The 18,563-nt window shown below is 69.1% G+C and carries 11 protein-coding genes, 3 rRNA genes and 1 pseudogene; 5 read left to right on the plus strand and 10 right to left on the minus strand.

The window, feature by feature from the left end; translation table 11 throughout:
* Positions 1 to 7 precede the first annotated feature (7 nt).
* From K7396_RS15700 to K7396_RS15715, 4 genes are all read right to left on the minus strand, one after another.
* Positions 8 to 559, minus strand: coding sequence for a GNAT family N-acetyltransferase (locus K7396_RS15700; RefSeq protein WP_152105263.1), 552 nt, complete (start codon positions 557 to 559; stop codon positions 8 to 10).
* Between the two features lie 120 nt (positions 560 to 679).
* Positions 680 to 796, minus strand: a 5S ribosomal RNA gene (gene rrf, locus K7396_RS15705).
* Positions 797 to 869: 73 nt separating this feature from the next.
* Positions 870 to 3,989 (minus strand): 23S ribosomal RNA (locus K7396_RS15710).
* Positions 3,990 to 4,294: 305 nt separating this feature from the next.
* A 16S ribosomal RNA gene (locus K7396_RS15715) occupies positions 4,295 to 5,823 on the minus strand.
* The 16S, 23S and 5S rRNA genes sit together here, the layout of an rRNA operon.
* A 949-nt stretch (positions 5,824 to 6,772) precedes the next feature.
* Here K7396_RS15715 and K7396_RS15720 point away from each other — a divergent pair.
* Positions 6,773 to 7,584: pseudogene (locus K7396_RS15720) on the plus strand (tryptophan--tRNA ligase).
* Between the two features lie 125 nt (positions 7,585 to 7,709).
* Here the strand turns inward: K7396_RS15720 and proC are convergent.
* The 3 genes from proC to K7396_RS15735 all read right to left on the minus strand — a co-directional run bounded on the left by proC (position 7,710) and on the right by K7396_RS15735 (position 10,209).
* Positions 7,710 to 8,519, minus strand: a complete 810-nt coding sequence (proC, locus tag K7396_RS15725) for a pyrroline-5-carboxylate reductase (protein WP_152104655.1) — start codon at positions 8,517 to 8,519, stop codon at positions 7,710 to 7,712.
* Positions 8,520 to 8,584: 65 nt separating this feature from the next.
* The gene (locus K7396_RS15730; RefSeq protein WP_152104654.1) at positions 8,585 to 9,391 is read right to left on the minus strand and encodes an ABC transporter permease; all 807 of its coding nucleotides are present in this window, start codon (positions 9,389 to 9,391) and stop codon (positions 8,585 to 8,587) included.
* A complete protein-coding gene (locus tag K7396_RS15735) occupies positions 9,388 to 10,209 on the minus strand; it encodes an ABC transporter ATP-binding protein (protein WP_152104653.1) in 822 nt (273 codons plus the stop codon). Before K7396_RS15735 ends, K7396_RS15730 begins: the two co-directional genes overlap by 4 nt.
* A 322-nt stretch (positions 10,210 to 10,531) precedes the next feature.
* Here K7396_RS15735 and K7396_RS15740 point away from each other — a divergent pair, with 322 nt between their 5' ends.
* The 3 genes from K7396_RS15740 (at position 10,532) to K7396_RS15750 (ending at position 14,283) form a co-directional block, all read left to right on the plus strand.
* Positions 10,532 to 10,933: a hypothetical protein gene (locus tag K7396_RS15740; RefSeq protein ID WP_086721531.1), complete on the plus strand. Its 402-nt coding sequence runs from the start codon at positions 10,532 to 10,534 to the stop codon at positions 10,931 to 10,933.
* A 239-nt stretch (positions 10,934 to 11,172) separates the two neighbouring features.
* The gene (locus K7396_RS15745) at positions 11,173 to 12,798 is read left to right on the plus strand and encodes a SulP family inorganic anion transporter (protein ID WP_223659996.1); all 1,626 of its coding nucleotides are present in this window, start codon (positions 11,173 to 11,175) and stop codon (positions 12,796 to 12,798) included.
* A gap of 60 nt (positions 12,799 to 12,858) precedes the next feature.
* Positions 12,859 to 14,283, plus strand: a complete 1,425-nt coding sequence (locus K7396_RS15750) for a M1 family metallopeptidase (RefSeq protein ID WP_152104652.1) — start codon at positions 12,859 to 12,861, stop codon at positions 14,281 to 14,283.
* 67 nt (positions 14,284 to 14,350) lie between these two features.
* Here K7396_RS15750 and K7396_RS15755 read toward each other — a convergent pair whose 3' ends face one another.
* Positions 14,351 to 14,935: a hypothetical protein gene (locus K7396_RS15755; RefSeq protein WP_086721856.1), complete on the minus strand. Its 585-nt coding sequence runs from the start codon at positions 14,933 to 14,935 to the stop codon at positions 14,351 to 14,353.
* Positions 14,936 to 15,097: 162 nt separating this feature from the next.
* Positions 15,098 to 15,418 (minus strand): peptidase, encoded by a 321-nt coding sequence (locus tag K7396_RS15760; RefSeq protein ID WP_086721808.1) that lies wholly within the window; start codon positions 15,416 to 15,418, stop codon positions 15,098 to 15,100.
* 180 nt (positions 15,419 to 15,598) lie between these two features.
* Here K7396_RS15760 and K7396_RS15765 point away from each other — a divergent pair, with 180 nt between their 5' ends.
* The gene (locus tag K7396_RS15765) at positions 15,599 to 18,043 is read left to right on the plus strand and encodes a serine/threonine-protein kinase (RefSeq protein ID WP_152104651.1); all 2,445 of its coding nucleotides are present in this window, start codon (positions 15,599 to 15,601) and stop codon (positions 18,041 to 18,043) included.
* Between the two features lie 157 nt (positions 18,044 to 18,200).
* Here the strand turns inward: K7396_RS15765 and K7396_RS15770 are convergent, their stop codons facing one another.
* Positions 18,201 to 18,425 carry a hypothetical protein gene (locus K7396_RS15770; RefSeq protein WP_086715862.1) on the minus strand — a complete coding sequence of 75 codons (225 nt, stop codon included), beginning with the start codon at positions 18,423 to 18,425 and terminating at the stop codon, positions 18,201 to 18,203.
* Positions 18,426 to 18,563 lie beyond the last annotated feature (138 nt).

Consider the following 18,563-nt stretch of genomic DNA (forward strand, 5'->3'; position numbering starts at 1 on the left):
CCCCTCCCTAGCCCTGGGAGGAGTCCTTCCGGGCGCCGCTCCGGCTCAGCGCCATCTCCCGCTCCAGCGCGGCGGCATCCTTCGGGTCGGCCATGGTCCGCCCCGTCGCCACGAACCCCAGGGCCCTGTACAGCGCCTCGGCCCGCGGATTCGCCTCGTGCACCCACAGCCGTACGCGCTCCACCACCGGCTCCGCGAGGTCCCAGGACCATCCGATCGCCGCCGCGAACAACTCCCGCGCCAGCCCCGTCCCCCGGTGCTCGGGCCGCACATACACGCCCACCACGTGCGTCTGCGGCATCTCCTCGTGCTCCTCGACGAGGACCACCACCATGCCGCCCCAGCCGCCGTCCTCCGCCACCCCGACGAACGTCAGCGCCGCCCCGCCCTCGTCGGGAGACAACGCCCGCCGCTGCCAGAACGCATCCGGCTGGCTGGCCGCGGCCTCAAGGGTCTCGGTGAACGCCACCCGGGCCACCGGATCGGCCAGCGCCGCCAGCCGCAGTTCCTTGAGCCGCTGCCACTCATCCGCCGTCACCGGCCTGATCACGTACCCCATACGGCCAGCATCCCAGCGCACCACCCCGCCGGACCACCTTTCCGCTTTCCGGTCCGTATTCCGGTCCGTAAACGCAGAAAGGCCCCGCACCATACGGTGCGGGGCCTCCCCACAATGATTGTTCGGCGGCGTCCTACTCTCCCACAGGGTCCCCCCTGCAGTACCATCGGCGCTGAAAGGCTTAGCTTCCGGGTTCGGAATGTAACCGGGCGTTTCCCTAACGCAATGACCACCGAAACACTATGAAGATATCAACCCGGCAATGACACAGGTCGTTACTTCAGAACCTACACAGTGGACGCGAGCAACTGAGGACAAGCCCTCGGCCTATTAGTACCAGTCAACTCCACCCGTTACCGGGCTTCCATATCTGGCCTATCAACCCAGTCGTCTACTGGGAGCCTTAACCCCTCAAGGGGGTGGGAGCCCTCATCTCGAAGCAGGCTTCCCGCTTAGATGCTTTCAGCGGTTATCCTTTCCGAACGTAGCCAACCAGCCATGCCCTTGGCAGGACAACTGGCACACCAGAGGTTCGTCCGTCCCGGTCCTCTCGTACTAGGGACAGCCCTTCTCAAGACTCCTACGCGCACAGCGGATAGGGACCGAACTGTCTCACGACGTTCTAAACCCAGCTCGCGTACCGCTTTAATGGGCGAACAGCCCAACCCTTGGGACCGACTCCAGCCCCAGGATGCGACGAGCCGACATCGAGGTGCCAAACCATCCCGTCGATATGGACTCTTGGGGAAGATCAGCCTGTTATCCCCGGGGTACCTTTTATCCGTTGAGCGACGGCGCTTCCACAAGCCACCGCCGGATCACTAGTCCCTACTTTCGTACCTGCTCGACCCGTCAGTCTCACAGTCAAGCTCCCTTGTGCACTTACACTCAACACCTGATTGCCAACCAGGCTGAGGGAACCTTTGGGCGCCTCCGTTACCCTTTAGGAGGCAACCGCCCCAGTTAAACTACCCACCAGACACTGTCCCTGATCCGGATCACGGACCCAGGTTAGACATCCAGCACGACCAGAGTGGTATTTCAACAATGACTCCACAACCACTGGCGTGATTGCTTCAAAGTCTCCCACCTATCCTACACAAGCCGAACCGAACACCAATATCAAGCTATAGTAAAGGTCCCGGGGTCTTTCCGTCCTGCTGCGCGAAACGAGCATCTTTACTCGTAATGCAATTTCACCGGGCCTATGGTTGAGACAGTCGAGAAGTCGTTACGCCATTCGTGCAGGTCGGAACTTACCCGACAAGGAATTTCGCTACCTTAGGATGGTTATAGTTACCACCGCCGTTTACTGGCGCTTAAGTTCTCAGCTTCGCCGACCCGAAGGTCGACTAACCGGTCCCCTTAACGTTCCAGCACCGGGCAGGCGTCAGTCCGTATACATCGCCTTACGGCTTCGCACGGACCTGTGTTTTTAGTAAACAGTCGCTTCTCGCTGGTCTCTGCGGCCACCACCAGCTCAGAGTGCAAGACTCATCACCAGCAATGGCCCCCCTTCTCCCGAAGTTACGGGGGCATTTTGCCGAGTTCCTTAACCATAGTTCACCCGAACGCCTCGGTATTCTCTACCTGACCACCTGAGTCGGTTTAGGGTACGGGCCGCCATGAAACTCGCTAGAGGCTTTTCTCGACAGCATAGGATCATCCACTTCACCACAATCGGCTCGGCATCAGGTCTCAGGCTTCAAGCTGTCCGGATTTGCCTAGACAGCGCCCTACACCCTTACCCCGGGACAACCACCGCCCGGGCTGGACTACCTTCCTGCGTCACCCCATCGCTTACCTACTACCACCTTGGATCGGCGGCTCCACCACGTCCCTTCGTCCGAAGACTCCAGGCCGGCTTCACGGCCTTAGCATTAATGGATTCGATATTGGGCGTTTCAAAGCGGGTACCGGAATATCAACCGGTTGTCCATCGACTACGCCTGTCGGCCTCGCCTTAGGTCCCGACTTACCCTGGGCAGATCAGCTTGACCCAGGAACCCTTAGTCAATCGGCGCACACGTTTCCCACGTGTGTATCGCTACTCATGCCTGCATTCTCACTCGTGAACCGTCCACAACTCGTTTCCACGGCTGCTTCACCCGGCACACGACGCTCCCCTACCCAACACAGCCTCCGTTAGGAGTATTACTGCATTGACACGACTTCGGCGGTGTGCTTGAGCCCCGCTACATTGTCGGCGCGGAATCACTTGACCAGTGAGCTATTACGCACTCTTTCAAGGGTGGCTGCTTCTAAGCCAACCTCCTGGTTGTCTCTGCGACTCCACATCCTTTCCCACTTAGCACACGCTTAGGGGCCTTAGTCGATGCTCTGGGCTGTTTCCCTCTCGACCATGGAGCTTATCCCCCACAGTCTCACTGCCGCGCTCTCACTTACCGGCATTCGGAGTTTGGCTAAGGTCAGTAACCCGGTAGGGCCCATCGCCTATCCAGTGCTCTACCTCCGGCAAGAAACACACGACGCTGCACCTAAATGCATTTCGGGGAGAACCAGCTATCACGGAGTTTGATTGGCCTTTCACCCCTAACCACAGGTCATCCCCCAGGTTTTCAACCCTGGTGGGTTCGGTCCTCCACGAAGTCTTACCTCCGCTTCAACCTGCCCATGGCTAGATCACTCCGCTTCGGGTCTTGGGCACGCTACTCAACGCCCTCTTCGGACTCGCTTTCGCTACGGCTTCCCCACACGGGTTAACCTCGCAACATACCGCAAACTCGCAGGCTCATTCTTCAAAAGGCACGCAGTCACGACACAAGGACAAGTCCTTGTGCGACGCTCCCACGGCTTGTAGGCACACGGTTTCAGGTACTATTTCACTCCGCTCCCGCGGTACTTTTCACCATTCCCTCACGGTACTATCCGCTATCGGTCACCAGGGAATATTTAGGCTTAACGGGTGGTCCCGCCAGATTCACACGGGATTTCTCGGGCCCCGTGCTACTTGGGTGTCTCTTAAACGAGCCGTTGATGTTTCAGCTACGGGGGTCTTACCCTCTACGCCGGACCTTTCGCATGTCCTTCGCCTACACCAACGGTTTCTGACTCGTCCCACAGCCGGCAGACTGCAGAAAAGAGATCCCACAACCCCAGCCACGCAACCCCTGCCGGGTATCACACGTAACTGGTTTGGCCTCATCCGGTTTCGCTCGCCACTACTCCCGGAATCACGGTTGTTTTCTCTTCCTGCGGGTACTGAGATGTTTCACTTCCCCGCGTTCCCTCCACACTGCCTATGTGTTCAGCAGCGGGTGACAGCCCATGACGACTGCCGGGTTTCCCCATTCGGACACCCCCGGATCAAAGCTCGGTTGACAGCTCCCCGGGGCCTATCGCGGCCTCCCACGTCCTTCATCGGTTCCTGGTGCCAAGGCATCCACCGTGCGCCCTTAAAAACTTGGCCACAGATGCTCGCGTCCACTGTGCAGTTCTCAAGCAACGACCAGCCACCCACCACCCCAACCCGAAGGCTGAGTTCACTGGGGCCGGCATCGCGAAGGTCCAGACTCAACAGTCCGTACCCTCAGATACCCAACAACGTGCCCGGCCCACTCGACCTCCCGGATGCGTTCCACGCCGAAGCAGTACTAACTTCCAGAGAATCAAGTGTGCCGAATAGTCAACGTTCCACCCATGAGCTATCCACCGTCGGACGTTTGCCGACGTAGTGGCTCTGGACAACCTTGCGGCCGTCTAGATGCTCCTTAGAAAGGAGGTGATCCAGCCGCACCTTCCGGTACGGCTACCTTGTTACGACTTCGTCCCAATCGCCAGTCCCACCTTCGACGATTCCCTCCCACAAGGGGTTGGGCCACCGGCTTCGGGTGTTACCGACTTTCGTGACGTGACGGGCGGTGTGTACAAGGCCCGGGAACGTATTCACCGCAGCAATGCTGATCTGCGATTACTAGCAACTCCGACTTCATGGGGTCGAGTTGCAGACCCCAATCCGAACTGAGACCGGCTTTTTGAGATTCGCTCCACCTCGCGGTATCGCAGCTCATTGTACCGGCCATTGTAGCACGTGTGCAGCCCAAGACATAAGGGGCATGATGACTTGACGTCGTCCCCACCTTCCTCCGAGTTGACCCCGGCAGTCTCCTGTGAGTCCCCATCACCCCGAAGGGCATGCTGGCAACACAGAACAAGGGTTGCGCTCGTTGCGGGACTTAACCCAACATCTCACGACACGAGCTGACGACAGCCATGCACCACCTGTACACCGACCACAAGGGGGACCCTGTCTCCAGGGTTTTCCGGTGTATGTCAAGCCTTGGTAAGGTTCTTCGCGTTGCGTCGAATTAAGCCACATGCTCCGCTGCTTGTGCGGGCCCCCGTCAATTCCTTTGAGTTTTAGCCTTGCGGCCGTACTCCCCAGGCGGGGAACTTAATGCGTTAGCTGCGGCACGGACGACGTGGAATGTCGCCCACACCTAGTTCCCAACGTTTACGGCGTGGACTACCAGGGTATCTAATCCTGTTCGCTCCCCACGCTTTCGCTCCTCAGCGTCAGTATCGGCCCAGAGATCCGCCTTCGCCACCGGTGTTCCTCCTGATATCTGCGCATTTCACCGCTACACCAGGAATTCCGATCTCCCCTACCGAACTCTAGCCTGCCCGTATCGAATGCAGACCCGGGGTTAAGCCCCGGGCTTTCACATCCGACGTGACAAGCCGCCTACGAGCTCTTTACGCCCAATAATTCCGGACAACGCTTGCGCCCTACGTATTACCGCGGCTGCTGGCACGTAGTTAGCCGGCGCTTCTTCTGCAGGTACCGTCACTCTCGCTTCTTCCCTGCTGAAAGAGGTTTACAACCCGAAGGCCGTCATCCCTCACGCGGCGTCGCTGCATCAGGCTTTCGCCCATTGTGCAATATTCCCCACTGCTGCCTCCCGTAGGAGTCTGGGCCGTGTCTCAGTCCCAGTGTGGCCGGTCGCCCTCTCAGGCCGGCTACCCGTCGTCGCCTTGGTAGGCCATCACCCCACCAACAAGCTGATAGGCCGCGGGCTCATCCTTCACCGCCGGAGCTTTCCACCACCAGACCATGCGGTCGGAGGTCGTATCCGGTATTAGACCCCGTTTCCAGGGCTTGTCCCAGAGTGAAGGGCAGATTGCCCACGTGTTACTCACCCGTTCGCCACTAATCCCCTCCCGAAGGAGGTTCATCGTTCGACTTGCATGTGTTAAGCACGCCGCCAGCGTTCGTCCTGAGCCAGGATCAAACTCTCCGTGAATGTTTACCCGTAATCGGGTCAACACACACGAGAGCGGAACAACCAGACGGAATAGGTCCGGTCGTTCACAGCGTCCTCGCTGTGTGTGCCACCCCGACCCATGGGGCCGTGGTGGGCTTTTCAAAGGAACCTCATCCACCGGAATGTTCCGGCGGACGGGGTATCAACATATCTGGCGTTGACTTTTGGCACGCTGTTGAGTTCTCAAGGAACGGACGCTTCCTTTGTGCCTGTTTCACCAGGCTCTCCGGGCGCTTCCCTTCGGTCTTGCGTTTCCGACTCTATCAGATCCTCGCGGTCCTGATTTTCGCCGGTGCGTTTCCGCCTTTCGGCTTCTTCGCGTTTCCAACCTTACCAGATCCGTTTCCGTCTCCGGCGCCCTGTTGGAGCGGGCCAGACCGTCCGGCTTTCGCTTTCCGGCCTTTCCGACTCTATCAGATCCGTTTCGTTCCGTTGCCGGTCCGAATTCGTTTCCGAATCCCCGTCGGAGGGGGTCCGCCGTGGTGCGGCCTATTTGCTCGGCCGCGCCTTTCGGCGTGATCACTACGTTAGCGGAATTCCTCGTTGACGCATAATCACGTCACGGTCGAATTTCGGCATGCCGAAATTGGTCCCGGTGAGGGGCCGTGCAGTAGTGGTGTGCCGCGAAGCGGCGGGATGGCTGCCGTGGGGCTGATGACTCCGTGGCAACTCGGAGGACACTACACGAGGGGTCGGGGTTGTTCAAACCCGTACCGGGCGCGGGTGGGCGGGCTACCTTGGGGCCCATGACTACGCATGCGCTCGTACGGCTGTGGTGGCTCGCCTGACGGCGGCCGACCAGCAGCGCATGCATGACCACGGCCGCCGCTTCGGCGGCCGTTCGCGTTTCTCCTTCCCGCAGCCGGCCGGCGAGCCGGCGGTCTCGATACGCACTTCGCGGAGTGCGGGAGTTCGGGAGAGACGAAGGATGAACGAGTGGGCCGGGGCGAAGGGCGCGCGTACACGGATCTTCAGTGGGGTGCAGCCGACGGGGCATCTGACGCTGGGGAACTACCTGGGGGCGATGCGGCGGTGGGCCGAGGTGGATCAGTACCGGGCGGACGCGCTGTTCTGTGTGGTGGATCTGCATGCGCTGACCGTGGAGCACGATCCGGCGCGGGTGCGGCGGCTCAATCGTTGCTGACGTATCCGGCGCTGATGGCGGCGGACATCCTGGCGTACGGGACGCACGAGGTGCCGGTCGGGGAGGACCAGGCGCAGCATGTGGAGCTGACGCGGGATCTGGCGGTGCGGTTCAACCGGCGGTACGGGGCGACGTTCGTGGTGCCGAGGACCGTGCATCCGCCGGTGGCGGCGCGGGTGAAGGATCTGCAGGACCCGGCGTCGACGATGGGGAAGTCGCGGGGCCGGACCGCGGGGGTCGTCCATGTGCTGGACGAGCCGGAGGCGGTGCGCGGGAAGGTGCTGCGGGCGGTGACGGACGGGGATCCCGATGTCTCGTACGAGCCGGGGCGGCGGCCCGGGGTGGCGAATCTGCTGGAGGTGCTGGCCGCGTGCGGCGGGGGTGAGCCGCAGCGGCTGGCCGGGGAGTACGGCTCGTGCGGGGCGTTGAAGGAGGCTGCGGCGGAGGCCGTGGTGGAGATGTTCCGGCCGGTGCGGGCGCGCCATGCGGAGCTGGCGGCGGACCCGGGGCAGGTCGATGCGGTGCTGCGGGCCGGGGCCGAGCGGCCGCGGGTGGATGCCGCGTTCGAGGCGGTGGGGTTGCTGCCCAGGGGGTGAGGGGAGGTGGGGCGGGCCGCCTGTCGGGGCGTCCGCCTCCTGCCGGCCCGGCCCCCTTGTCGGTTTGCCGGTCTCGTGAGGCGAAGGGCCCGCAGGGTGGGCGGGCCCTTCGCTCTCCGGACGTGTCAGCCGTTGCCGGAGGCGAGTTCGCGGCTGCGGTCGCGGGCGGCCTCCAGGGCGGCGATCAGGGCGGCGCGTACGCCGTGGTTCTCCAGTTCGCGGATGGCGTTGATGGTGGTGCCGGCCGGGGAGGTGACGTTCTCGCGGAGCTTGACGGGGTGTTCGCCGCTGTCGCGGAGCATCACCGCGGCGCCGATGGCGGCCTGGACGATGAGGTCGTGGGCCTTGTCGCGGGGCAGGCCGAGGAGGATGCCGGCGTCGGTCATGGCCTCGACGAGGAAGTAGAAGTAGGCCGGGCCGGAGCCGGAGAGGGCGGTGCAGGCGTCCTGCTGGGACTCCGGGACGCGGAGGGTCTTGCCGACGCCGGAGAAGATCTCCTCGGCGCGGGTGAGGTGGGTGCCGGTGGCGTGGGTGCCGGCGGAGATGACGGACATCGCCTCGTCGACGAGGGCGGGGGTGTTCGTCATGACCCGGACGACCGGGGTGCCGGCGGCGAGGCGCTCCTCGAAGTAGGAGGTGGGGATGCCGGCGGCGCCGCTGATGACCAGGCGGTCGGTGGGAACGTGCGGGGCCAGCTCGGTCAGCAGGGCGCCCATGTCCTGGGGCTTGACGGTGAGGATGAGGGTGTCGGCGGCCTTGGCGGCCTCGGCGTTGCCGACCGCCTCGACGCCGTAGCGATCGCGGAGCTGCTGGGCGCGCTCCGGGCGGCGGGCGGTGACCAGGAGGTCGGAGGGTGCCCAGCCGCCCCGGATCATTCCGCTGAGCAGGGCTTCGCCGATTTTTCCGGTGCCGAGTACTGCGACCTTCTGGGTCATCGTGCGGGTTCACCTTTCCGCTGCGCTGGGCGTTTCCCGGCCATCCTCGCACCACGGCCGTGGCGTCACGCCGTACGGCGGCGGAGGGTGGCGGGGCCGAGAGCGAGGACGAGCAGGGCGCAGCCGCTGACGATGACGACGTCGCGGAGGAAGTCGCCGGTGACGCCGGTGTGGGTGAGGACCTCGTTCATCCCGTCGACGGCGTAGGACATCGGCAGGACGTCGGAGAGCGCCTTCAGGGCCGGCTGCATGGTGTCGCGCGGGGTGAACAGGCCGCAGAGCAGCAGTTGGGGCATCAGGACGGCGGGCATGAACTGGACGGCCTGGAACTCGGAGGCGGCGAAGGCCGAGACGAACAGGCCGAGGGCGGTGCCGAGGAGGGCGTCCAGGACGGCGACGAGCAGCAGCAGCCAGGCGGAGCCGGTGATGTCGAGGCCGAGGGCCCAGACGGACAGGGCCGTGGCGAGGGCCGACTGGACGATCGCGAGCAGGCCGAAGGCCAGGGCGTAGCCGCTGATCAGGTCGGCCTTGCCGAGGGGCATGGCGAGCAGGCGTTCCAGGGTTCCCGAGGTGCGTTCGCGCAGCGTGGCGATGGAGGTGACCAGGAACATCGTGATCATCGGGAAGATGCCGAGGAGCGAGGCGCCGATGCTGTCGAACGTCTGCGGGCGGGCGTCGAAGACGTAGCGGAGCAGGGCGATCATCACGCACGGGACGACGAGCATCAGCGCGATGGTGCGCGGGTCGTGGCGCAGCTGGCGCAGGACGCGGGCGGCGGTGGCCAGGGTGCGGGACGGGGAGAACGGCGCGGTGGCGGAGGGCGGGGCGCCGGCCGGGAGCGGTGCGGTGCCGGGGAGGGGGGTGGTGGTCATCGTGCTGACTCCTCGGGGGCGGGAACGGGGGCGGCGGGTGTCGGGGTGCCGGCCGCGGCCGCGTCGACCAGGTGGAGGAAGGCGGCCTCGACGGTGGCCGCGCCGGTGCGGGCGCGGAGGTCGTCGGGGGCGCCGTCGGCGAGGATGCGGCCCTCGCGCATCAGGAGCAGCCGGTGGCAGCGCTCGGCCTCGTCCATGACGTGGGAGGAGACGAGGAGGGTGGTGCCGCGGTCGGCGGCGAGGGTGTGGAAGAGGTGCCACAGGTCGCGGCGGAGGACGGGGTCCAGGCCGACGGTGGGCTCGTCCAGGACGAGGAGTTCGGGGGCGCCGAGCAGGGCCACCGCGAGGGAGACCCGGCTGCGCTGGCCGCCGGAGAGGTTGCCGGCGAGGGCGCCGGCGCGCGGGGTGAGGCCGACGTCGTCGATGACGCGGGCGACCGTCTCGCGGCGCCGGGCGCGGGCGGCCCGGCCGGGGTGCAGGACGGCGGCGAAGTAGTCGAGGTTCTGGCGGACGGTGAGGTCGTCGTAGACGGACGGGTCCTGGGTGACGTAGCCGATGCGGGGCCGCAGCCGGGGGGCGCCCGCGGGGCGGCCGAGGACGTGGAGGGTTCCGGTGACCTTGGCCTGGGTGCCGACGACGGCGCGCATCAGGGTGGATTTGCCGCAGCCGGAGGGGCCGAGCAGGCCGGTGATCCGGCCGCGGGGCACGTCGAAGGCGAGGGCGTCGAGGACGGTGCGGCCGCCGCGGGCGACGGTCAGGTCGCGGGCGCGGACGGCGGGATCGTCGGGGCCGTCGGGGCCACGGCCGCAATTCATCATGTGGTGAATAATGCGCCCGGCGGGATGGGGCGTCAAGGCCGTGGGGCGAGGCGCAGGGGGCAGAAGGCGGAGCGAGACCGACGGCCGTGGGTGGTGCGGCGGTTGGGCGGACGGCCCGTGGGTGGTGCGGCAGCCAGGTGTGGTGCGGGAGCGGCGCGTTCGGCGTCCGTGCGCGCACCGGCGGTGCGCCGTAGTGCACGGAACCGGCCACTCCAGGTCGATAACTCCGCGTTTACAAGGTGGTTACATCCCGAGGTGGGGCCAGACCTGCCCGCGCGGACACAATGGAACGACCTGTCCAGCCGCGCCGGAAGGGGCGACGATGGCGAAGATCCGGGTCGGCGGCCTCGGCCGGCTCCTGTTGATCGTCGTCGCCGTCGCACTGGCACTGCCGCTGGTCGCCCACCCCGCGTACGGGGAACGCACCGCTACCCGGTCGGCCGCCGCGGGCGACGGCCGGGCCGAGTCCCCGGGCACCGCGCGGTGGGGATCGGACCTCTCCGAGAACCCGGAATCCGGCAGCGACCGCTGCCAGCCGCGCCGCGGCGGACGCTCCGCGGCCACGCTGTCCGCACCGCGGCCCCCGCTCACCACCGTGTCGGCCACCGGCCCGGTGCGGGCCGAGGGCGCCCTGACCGTGACCGCCCCGCTGACCGGCCGGCAGGCCGTGCCCCTGTCGAGATCGGGCGAACTGCCGGTCAGGCACCTCGTCTTCCGCTGCTGAGAACCGAGCGCCGCCCCCACGGGCCTCCCCCGGCCCGCGCATCCGACGGATCCAGCCGTCACCCGTTCCCGGCGCGCTCCGCGCGGCTGTGGGCGGTGGTGCGCGGCGGCAGGCGCCCGCGGACCCGTGTCCCGGCCGCCGCCCGCCGCCCGCCCCGCTCCGCGTCCGCTCGGGCGTCTTCGTGCGCATCCGCGCGTGTCCGCGCGCCACCGCATCTCGCACTCGCTGGAGGCATCCCCATGCGTAGGTTCCGTGTTGCCCGTCCCCGCCCCTTCCGGCCGTCGATACCGTCACGGCAGGCGCTGTCGCTGTGGCGCGCCGATGTCACCGCCTCGCTCGTGGTCTTCCTCGTCGCCGTCCCGCTGTGTGTCGGGGTGGCCGTCGCCTCCGGCGTGCCGGCCGAACTGGGGCTGGTCACCGGGATCGTCGGCGGGCTGCTCACCGGGTTACTTCCCGGCAGCAGCCTGCAGGTCAGCGGCCCGGCCGCGGGGCTGACGGTGCTGGTCTACGAGGCCGTGCAGGAGTACGGCCTCGGCACGCTGGGCGCGCTGGTGCTGATCGCCGGGGTGCTGCAGGTGGCCATGGGGGCGCTGCGGCTGGGCCGCTGGTTCCGGGCCATCTCCGTGGCGGTCGTCCAGGGGATGCTCGCCGGCATCGGACTGGTGCTGATCGCCGGGCAGTTGTACGCGCTGGCGGACGCCAAGGCGCCGGGCAACGGGCCGGCGAACCTGGGCGGGCTGCCGAAGCTCGCCGCGGACACCGCCGGGTCCCCGGCCGCGCTCACGGCGCTGGCGGTCGGCGCGGGGACCATCGTGCTGCTGGTGCTGTGGCCGAAGTGGCGGCGGGCGGCCCGGGTGGTGCCGGCGCCGCTGGTGGCGGTGGCGCTGGCGACGGCCGTGGTGTTCGTACTGGATCTGCCGGTGGCCCGGGTCGAGGTGTCCGGCCTGCTGGAGGTCGTCCAGCCGCCGGGCGGCGCGGACTTCCTGCGGCTGACGGAGGCGGGGGCGGTGGCCGGCGCGCTGGGCACCGTCCTGGCGTTCACCCTGATCGCGTCGGCGGAGTCGCTGTTCAGCGCGGCCGCGGTGGACCGGCTGCACGACGGGCCGAAGACCGACTACGACAAGGAGCTGATGGCGCAGGGCGCGGGCAACACGGTGTGCGGGCTGCTGGGGGCGCTGCCGATGACCGCGGTGATCGTCCGCAGCGCCGCGAACGTGCACGCCGGGGCGCGGACGAAGGCCTCGCGGGTGCTGCACGGCGTGTGGCTGCTGGTCTTCGCGGTGGCCTTCCCGGTGGCGCTGGGCGTGGTGCCGGTGGCGGCGCTGGCCGGTGTACTGGTGCACGCGGGCGTGAAGTTGCTCGCGGTGAAGCAGTGGCGGCCGCTGTGGCGGGAGCACCGGGGCGAGGCCGTGGTGCTCGCCGCGACGGCGATCGCGATCGTGGCCACCAACATGTTCGAGGGGGTGCTGCTGGGGCTGCTGATGGCGGTGGCCAAGTCGGCCTGGGAAACCTCGCACGTCCACCTGGAGATCGTCGGGCTGGACGAGCCGGCAGCGGGCGGACCGGGCGAGCAGGGTTCGGCGGGCCGCGGACCGGGCGACCAGGCCGCGGCGGGCCGGGAACGGGATGTCCCGGCCGCCCGGCGCCCCATCCGCGTACGGGCCCTGGGCAACGCCACCTTCCTGCGACTGCCGAAGCTGCTCGACCAGTTGGAGGCGCTGCCCGAGGACCGGGAGGTCGAGCTGGACCTGTCCGGGCTGCGGCACCTCGACCACGCGTGTGCCGCCGCCCTCGGGGCCTGGGAGGAGCAGCGCCGCGGCCCGGAGGGGACGACGCGGCAGGCGGCACGGACCGCCGCCCCGTAGGACACCCGCGCCGCGAAGGGCCGGTGTTCCGGCGGAAATGACCGTAGGGTCGGCTTGCCGATGTCCGCCGACTCCGGGAGTGCTGTGAACCGCCGGCCCCTTCGCAGGTGCGGTGCGACCGCCGTCCTGTCCGTCGCCCTGCTGCTCTCCGCGTGCACGAGCGGTGGCGTGCGGGGGGCGGCGGGCAGGGGCGGGGTGGGCGATCCCCTCTTCCCCGCCCTCGGCAACGGCGGCTACCAGGTGCGCCATTACGGGCTCGACCTCGACTACGACGTCAAGAGGAAGCACCTCGACGCGACCGCCGAGCTCACCTCCGAGGCCACCGAGGACCTGCGGTCCTTCCAGCTCGATCTGCAGGGGCTGCGGGTCTCTCACGTACGGGTCGACGGCGCGGACGCCAACTTCTCCCGCAAGGGCCACAAGCTGATCGTCCGGCCGGCCGAGGTGATCGGGAAGGGCGAGCAGTTCCGTACCCGGGTCGCCTACGCCGGCACCCCGCAGGAGATGAAGGACCCGGACGGCACGACCGAGGGCTGGGTCAAGACCCGTGACGGGGCGTTCGTCTCGGGGGAGCCGGCCGGCTCGATGACGTGGTTCCCGGGCAACAACCACCCCGCGGACAAGGCGACCTACGACTTCACGATCACCGTACCGAAGGGCTGCACCGCCGTCGCCAACGGCGAGTTGCGGTCGCAGAAGACCGCCGGGGGCCGGTCCACCTTCGTGTGGCACAGCGGCCGGCCGATGGCCAGCTACCTCGCCACGGCCACCATCGGCCGGTTCGAGGTCCACACCTCCCGCGGGCCCGGCGGCCTCCCGCTGTACGTGGCAGTCGACCCGGCCGAGGCCAAGGCCAGCAAAGGACCGCTGGCCAAGCTGCCGGAGATCCTGGCGTGGGAGAGCAAGCTCTTCGGGCCGTACCCCTTCTCGTCGGCCGGCGCGATCGTCGACGACACCCCCCGCCGGATCACCTGGATGGCGCTGGAGACCCAGACCAAGCCGGTCTACGCCGGGGCGCCGGACACCGTGACCGTGGTGCACGAGACGGCCCACCAGTGGTTCGGCGACTCGGTGACGCCCAGGACCTGGCAGGACGCCTGGCTCAACGAGAGCTTCGCGACGTACGCCGAGTGGCTGTGGGAGGAACACAAGGGCGGCAAGACCCCGCAGCAGCAGTTCGACACGCTCTACGACTCCAAGGACACGGAGAACTGGGCCTTCCCGCCCGGCGATCCCGGCACACCGCGGAACGTGACCGGCACGTCCGTCTACATGCGCGGCGCGATGATGCTCCAGGAACTGCGCAACACCATCGGCGACAAGGCGTTCTTCGCGATCCTCCGCGAGTGGCCCGCCAAGTACCGCTACGGCAACGCCGACGCACGCGACTTCATCGACTTCTGCCAGGAGCACACGGACGTGGACCTGGGACCGCTCTTCCAGGACTGGCTGTACGGGACGGGCAAGCCGAAGCGGGAGGGCTGAGGGCGAGGGGAGCCCCCGTAAGGGGCGGGGGCTCCGCCCTGCCTCTCACGCCGCGGCGGGCGGCAGCTCAGCGGCGCTTCTTGGGGCGGGGCTTCTTGGCGGCCGGGTTGCCGGTGCGGGCGCCGCGGCGGCGTTCGTGGCGTTCACGGGCCGCGGCGTACTCGGCGCGGTGCAGCTTCTCCCCCGGCGCCTCGACGAGGCTGCGGCAGAAGTAGGCGAGCAGCGAGCCGATGAAGCCGATCATCATCAGGCCCTGGGAGGACGTGTCGGCCGCGCTCCGGCCGGCCGGGTCGGGGCGGCGGACGAAGCCGTCCCAGGTGCGGCGGAAGGCCAGGGCGCTGCAGATGGCGAAGCCGGCCACGACGAGGATGCCGACGAACGGGCCGACGGCGGCGATCTCCAGGCCCTGGAAGGCGAAGCGCAGCACGAGCGCCCCGGCCGCGGCGAGCGCGAGCGAGCCCACCGCGGCACCGGCCCGGCGCAGGCCGTAGCCGCCGTCGTGGTGGACCCAGGTGGTGCCGAAGAACCGGATCTCCGCCGGTTCCGGGCCGCCGCTCCCCTGGCCGCCGGCCCCGGGGCCGACGGACGCCGGGCCGCCCGGCTGCGGGCCGCCGGACTCCGGGCTCGGTGCGGGCGTCTGCTCATCGCTCATACCGGCGATTATCCCCGCCGGGGTGCCCGCGGGGCCCGGAGCCGGAGCCCGGGGCCGGGCCGGTGCGGGCCGAGCCCGCCGGGGCGGGCCGAGCCGGGCCGGGCCGGGGCGGGCCGGGCCGGGGCGGGCCGGTGCGGGCCGGGCCGTGCGACGCCCCGCGGCTCAGTTCGTGCAGCGCGGCGCGACCATGCCGCTGCTGCCCGTCCGGACGTACGCGTCGGAGACGTACTGGCCGGCCCCGATGCAGTCCCAGATGTCCGACGTGCCGTACGGGCCGCTGACCGACTGCCCGTGTTGCTGGCAGCGGATCTGGATGCGGGCGCCCTCCGCCAGCGTGCGGACGACCGGGTAGCCGGTGCCGGGGCCCTGGCGGACCTTGACGCGGTAGCCGGGTGCGACGGGATAGGTGGCGCCGGCGGCCGCCGCGGCGAGCGCCCGGTCGCCGGCCGGTTCCGTGGCGCCGAGACCGTCCTGAGTCGTCATGCTGTTCTCCCCCGTTGACGAGCGCGCGACGGCGCCCGTGATGATGCCCGCGACCGGATGGCGGCGCGGTTCTGCGACGGCACGCTAGCAAGCCTCACTCATCCCGTACGCGCCATCGACTAGGCTCCGCGCGTCGCACCTGCGACCGAATGGCAAGGGAACAACACGGGGGTGGGGACCATGCCATCGCTGCGCGATTCCGGCGTCGGACCGGAAGCGGAGCATCCGCAATACGCCGGCCAGTACCGCCTGGAGGCACGGCTCGGCTCCGGCGGCATGGGCGTGGTCCACCTTGCGCGCTCGTCCTCCGGACTGCTGCTCGCGGTCAAGGTCGTCCATGCCGAATTCGCCCAGGACCCGGAGTTCCGCGGGCGGTTCCGGCAGGAGGTGGCCGCCGCGCGGCGGGTCAGCGGGGCCTTCACCGCGCCCGTCGTGGACGCCGATCCGGACGCCGGGCGCCCCTGGATGGCGACCCTCCACATCCCCGGCCCGACCCTCTCCGACCATGTGAAGCGGAACGGCCCGCTGGCGGTCGGGGAGGTACGGCGGCTGGCCGCGGGGCTCGCCGAGGCGCTGCGCGACATCCATCGCGCGGGGGTGGTGCACCGCGACCTCAAGCCGGGGAACGTGCTGCTGGCCGCCGACGGCCCGAAAGTCATCGACTTCGGCATCTCCCGGCCCTCGGACAGCGAAATGCGCACCGAGACCGGCAAGCTGATCGGTACGCCGCCCTTCATGGCGCCCGAACAGTTCCAGCGGCCGCGTGAGGTGGGCCCGGCGGCGGACGTCTTCGCGCTGGGTTCGGTCCTGGTGCACGCCGCGACCGGCAGCGGCCCGTTCGACTCGGAGAGCCCCTACATCGTCGCGTACCAGGTGGTGCACGACGACGCCGATCTGACGGGCGTACCGGCGGAGTTGGTGCCGCTGATCGAGAGCTGCCTGGCGAAGGACCCGGCGGACCGTCCGACGCCGGGCGCGCTGATGGAACTGCTGCGGACGGACGCGACCGCAGCCGGTGCGGCGGCGGTCGGTGCGGCGGCGGACGGCTCGGGGCCGGCCGGCGCCATGCCTGAGAGGCCGGTGCCGGCCGTCCGGATACCGGAACAGCGGCAGCCGGAGCAGCGGAGCCCGGAGCGTCCCGCCCTCCAACAGCTCCCGCCCGTAAGCCCCGAGGCCGCCCCGCCGCGCGCCGAGACCACCCACGTCCGCGCCTCCGTCCCCGTCCAGCACCCCGGCACGCCCTCCGCCCAGCCCCCGACCGCCGACGCCCCAGCGGGCACCCCCGACTCCCCCGCCCCCGAAGCCACCACCCACCACAACCCGGGCACACCCCACACGCCCGGCACACCCGGCACCCCCACCGACCCCCGCCGCCCCGCCCGCTCCCGTGCCCGCCGCTGGCCCCTGTGGGCCGCGCTCGCGCTCGTCGTGACCGGTGCCGGGGCGTACGCGGGCGTCCGGGCCCTGGCCCCCGGCGGCAGCGGGCAGGACCCCGCCCTGCAGACCCGCCCCTCGCACATCGGGCGGGCCGACTTCCACCCGTGGCGGACCACGCTCGTCGAGCGCCCCCAGGGCCACGACGCCGAGATGCCGTTCTGCACCGCCGGTTCCGGCGCCGTCTTCTGCGGCCAGCCGGGCGTTCCGGCCGCCCGGCTCGATCCGGACACCGGCCACCCGGCCTGGCGCCGCACCGACCGCCGCGCCCAGGGCGCGAACGCGGCGAAGTCCGCCGCGTCGCCGACCCCGCCGGTGCTCTCCGGCGGTCTGCTGTACGTCTTCTCCGCCGACGGCAAGCAACTCAGCGCCCTCGACCCGTCGGCACGCGGCAAGGGCGCCACCCGCTGGACCAAGGACGTCTCCGCCTACGAGGGCCAGACCAGGATCGTCGGGAACCGCATCCTGCTGACGGCGGCGGACGGCACGGTCACCGCACTGGACAGCGCGACCCACCGGCAGCGCTGGCACAAACGCTTCCCCGGCCACCACCTGCCGCTCTTCTCCGCCTTCGGCGACCCGCACACCGCCTACGCCGCCGAGAACACCCCCGACGGCACCGCCACCCAGGTCACCGCCATCGACCCCGCCGACGGCTCGGTCCGCTGGTCCCGACGGCTGACCGGCACCCTCACCGCGGCCGGCACCGGTACGTCCGGGGCGCTCTATCTGACCGCCACCGACCCGACGTACACGTTCCGCACCACCGCCGTCGTCCGCTACGACCCCGCCACCCGCCGCACCCGGCGCCTCCCGCTCGCCGCGCCACTCGACCAGGCGGCCGCCGTGGTGCACGGCGAGTCGGTGTACCTGCTGGCCGAGGGCGGCGCCCTGCAGGCCGTCGGGAAGCGGAAATGGGACACCGAGACCTCGGTCAGCCGGGGCTCGGCCCCCGTGGTGAGCGGCAACCGGCTCTACTTCACCGCGGCGGACGGCCGGCTCCTCGCGGTCGACACCCGCAACGGCGGCCTGCTCGGCCAGACCCCGCCCCGCCTCGACGGCCGCCGCCACAACGGCTACCTGCAGATGCTGCCCGCCCCGCAGGTGGACGCGCCCCACGACCGGATCTACGCGGCCGCCCCGAACGGCACGGTCTTCGCCGTACCGGCCGGGGACCCGGCCGCCTGGTGACCACCGGGCCGCGCACCGTCCGGCGCGTGGCAACGGCAGATGCACGCCTCCCGCCGGACGCCCGGCACGGCGCCGGCCTCCGGCACGGGGCCGCCCTTGGTGCACCTCGCGTGCGTCCCGACGTGGCACGCCGGGGAGACGTACGGGACGCGCCCGGTCACGAGGCGGCCCGGTCGAGCACGGCGATGAGCCGGTGCGTCGTCTCCAGATTGCAACGCCCCAGCTCGATCAGCGGACGCGGCACGGCATAGCCGTACGACACGGGATCGACACCGAGTGACGGCAGCACGATCCCGGCCCGTTTCAACACGGCCGCCAGCTCGGCACAGGCCGCTTCGGCCTCCGCCCGCTTGTCGCCCGCCGACTGTGGTTCCGTCGCCATCCGCACCGCTCCTGTCTGCCGTTTTTCCTGCCTGAAGGACCGGAGCGCAACTACCGTGTGTGTTCCGGCCCTTACGAGAATGGGCCCGGAAAAGGGCGCGAATGCCACTCGCGGGCTGTATTTCGCGACCACGCACCG

It is taken from the genome of Streptomyces angustmyceticus (assembly GCF_019933235.1).
GTDB classification, from domain to species: Bacteria; Actinomycetota; Actinomycetes; order Streptomycetales; family Streptomycetaceae; genus Streptomyces; species Streptomyces angustmyceticus.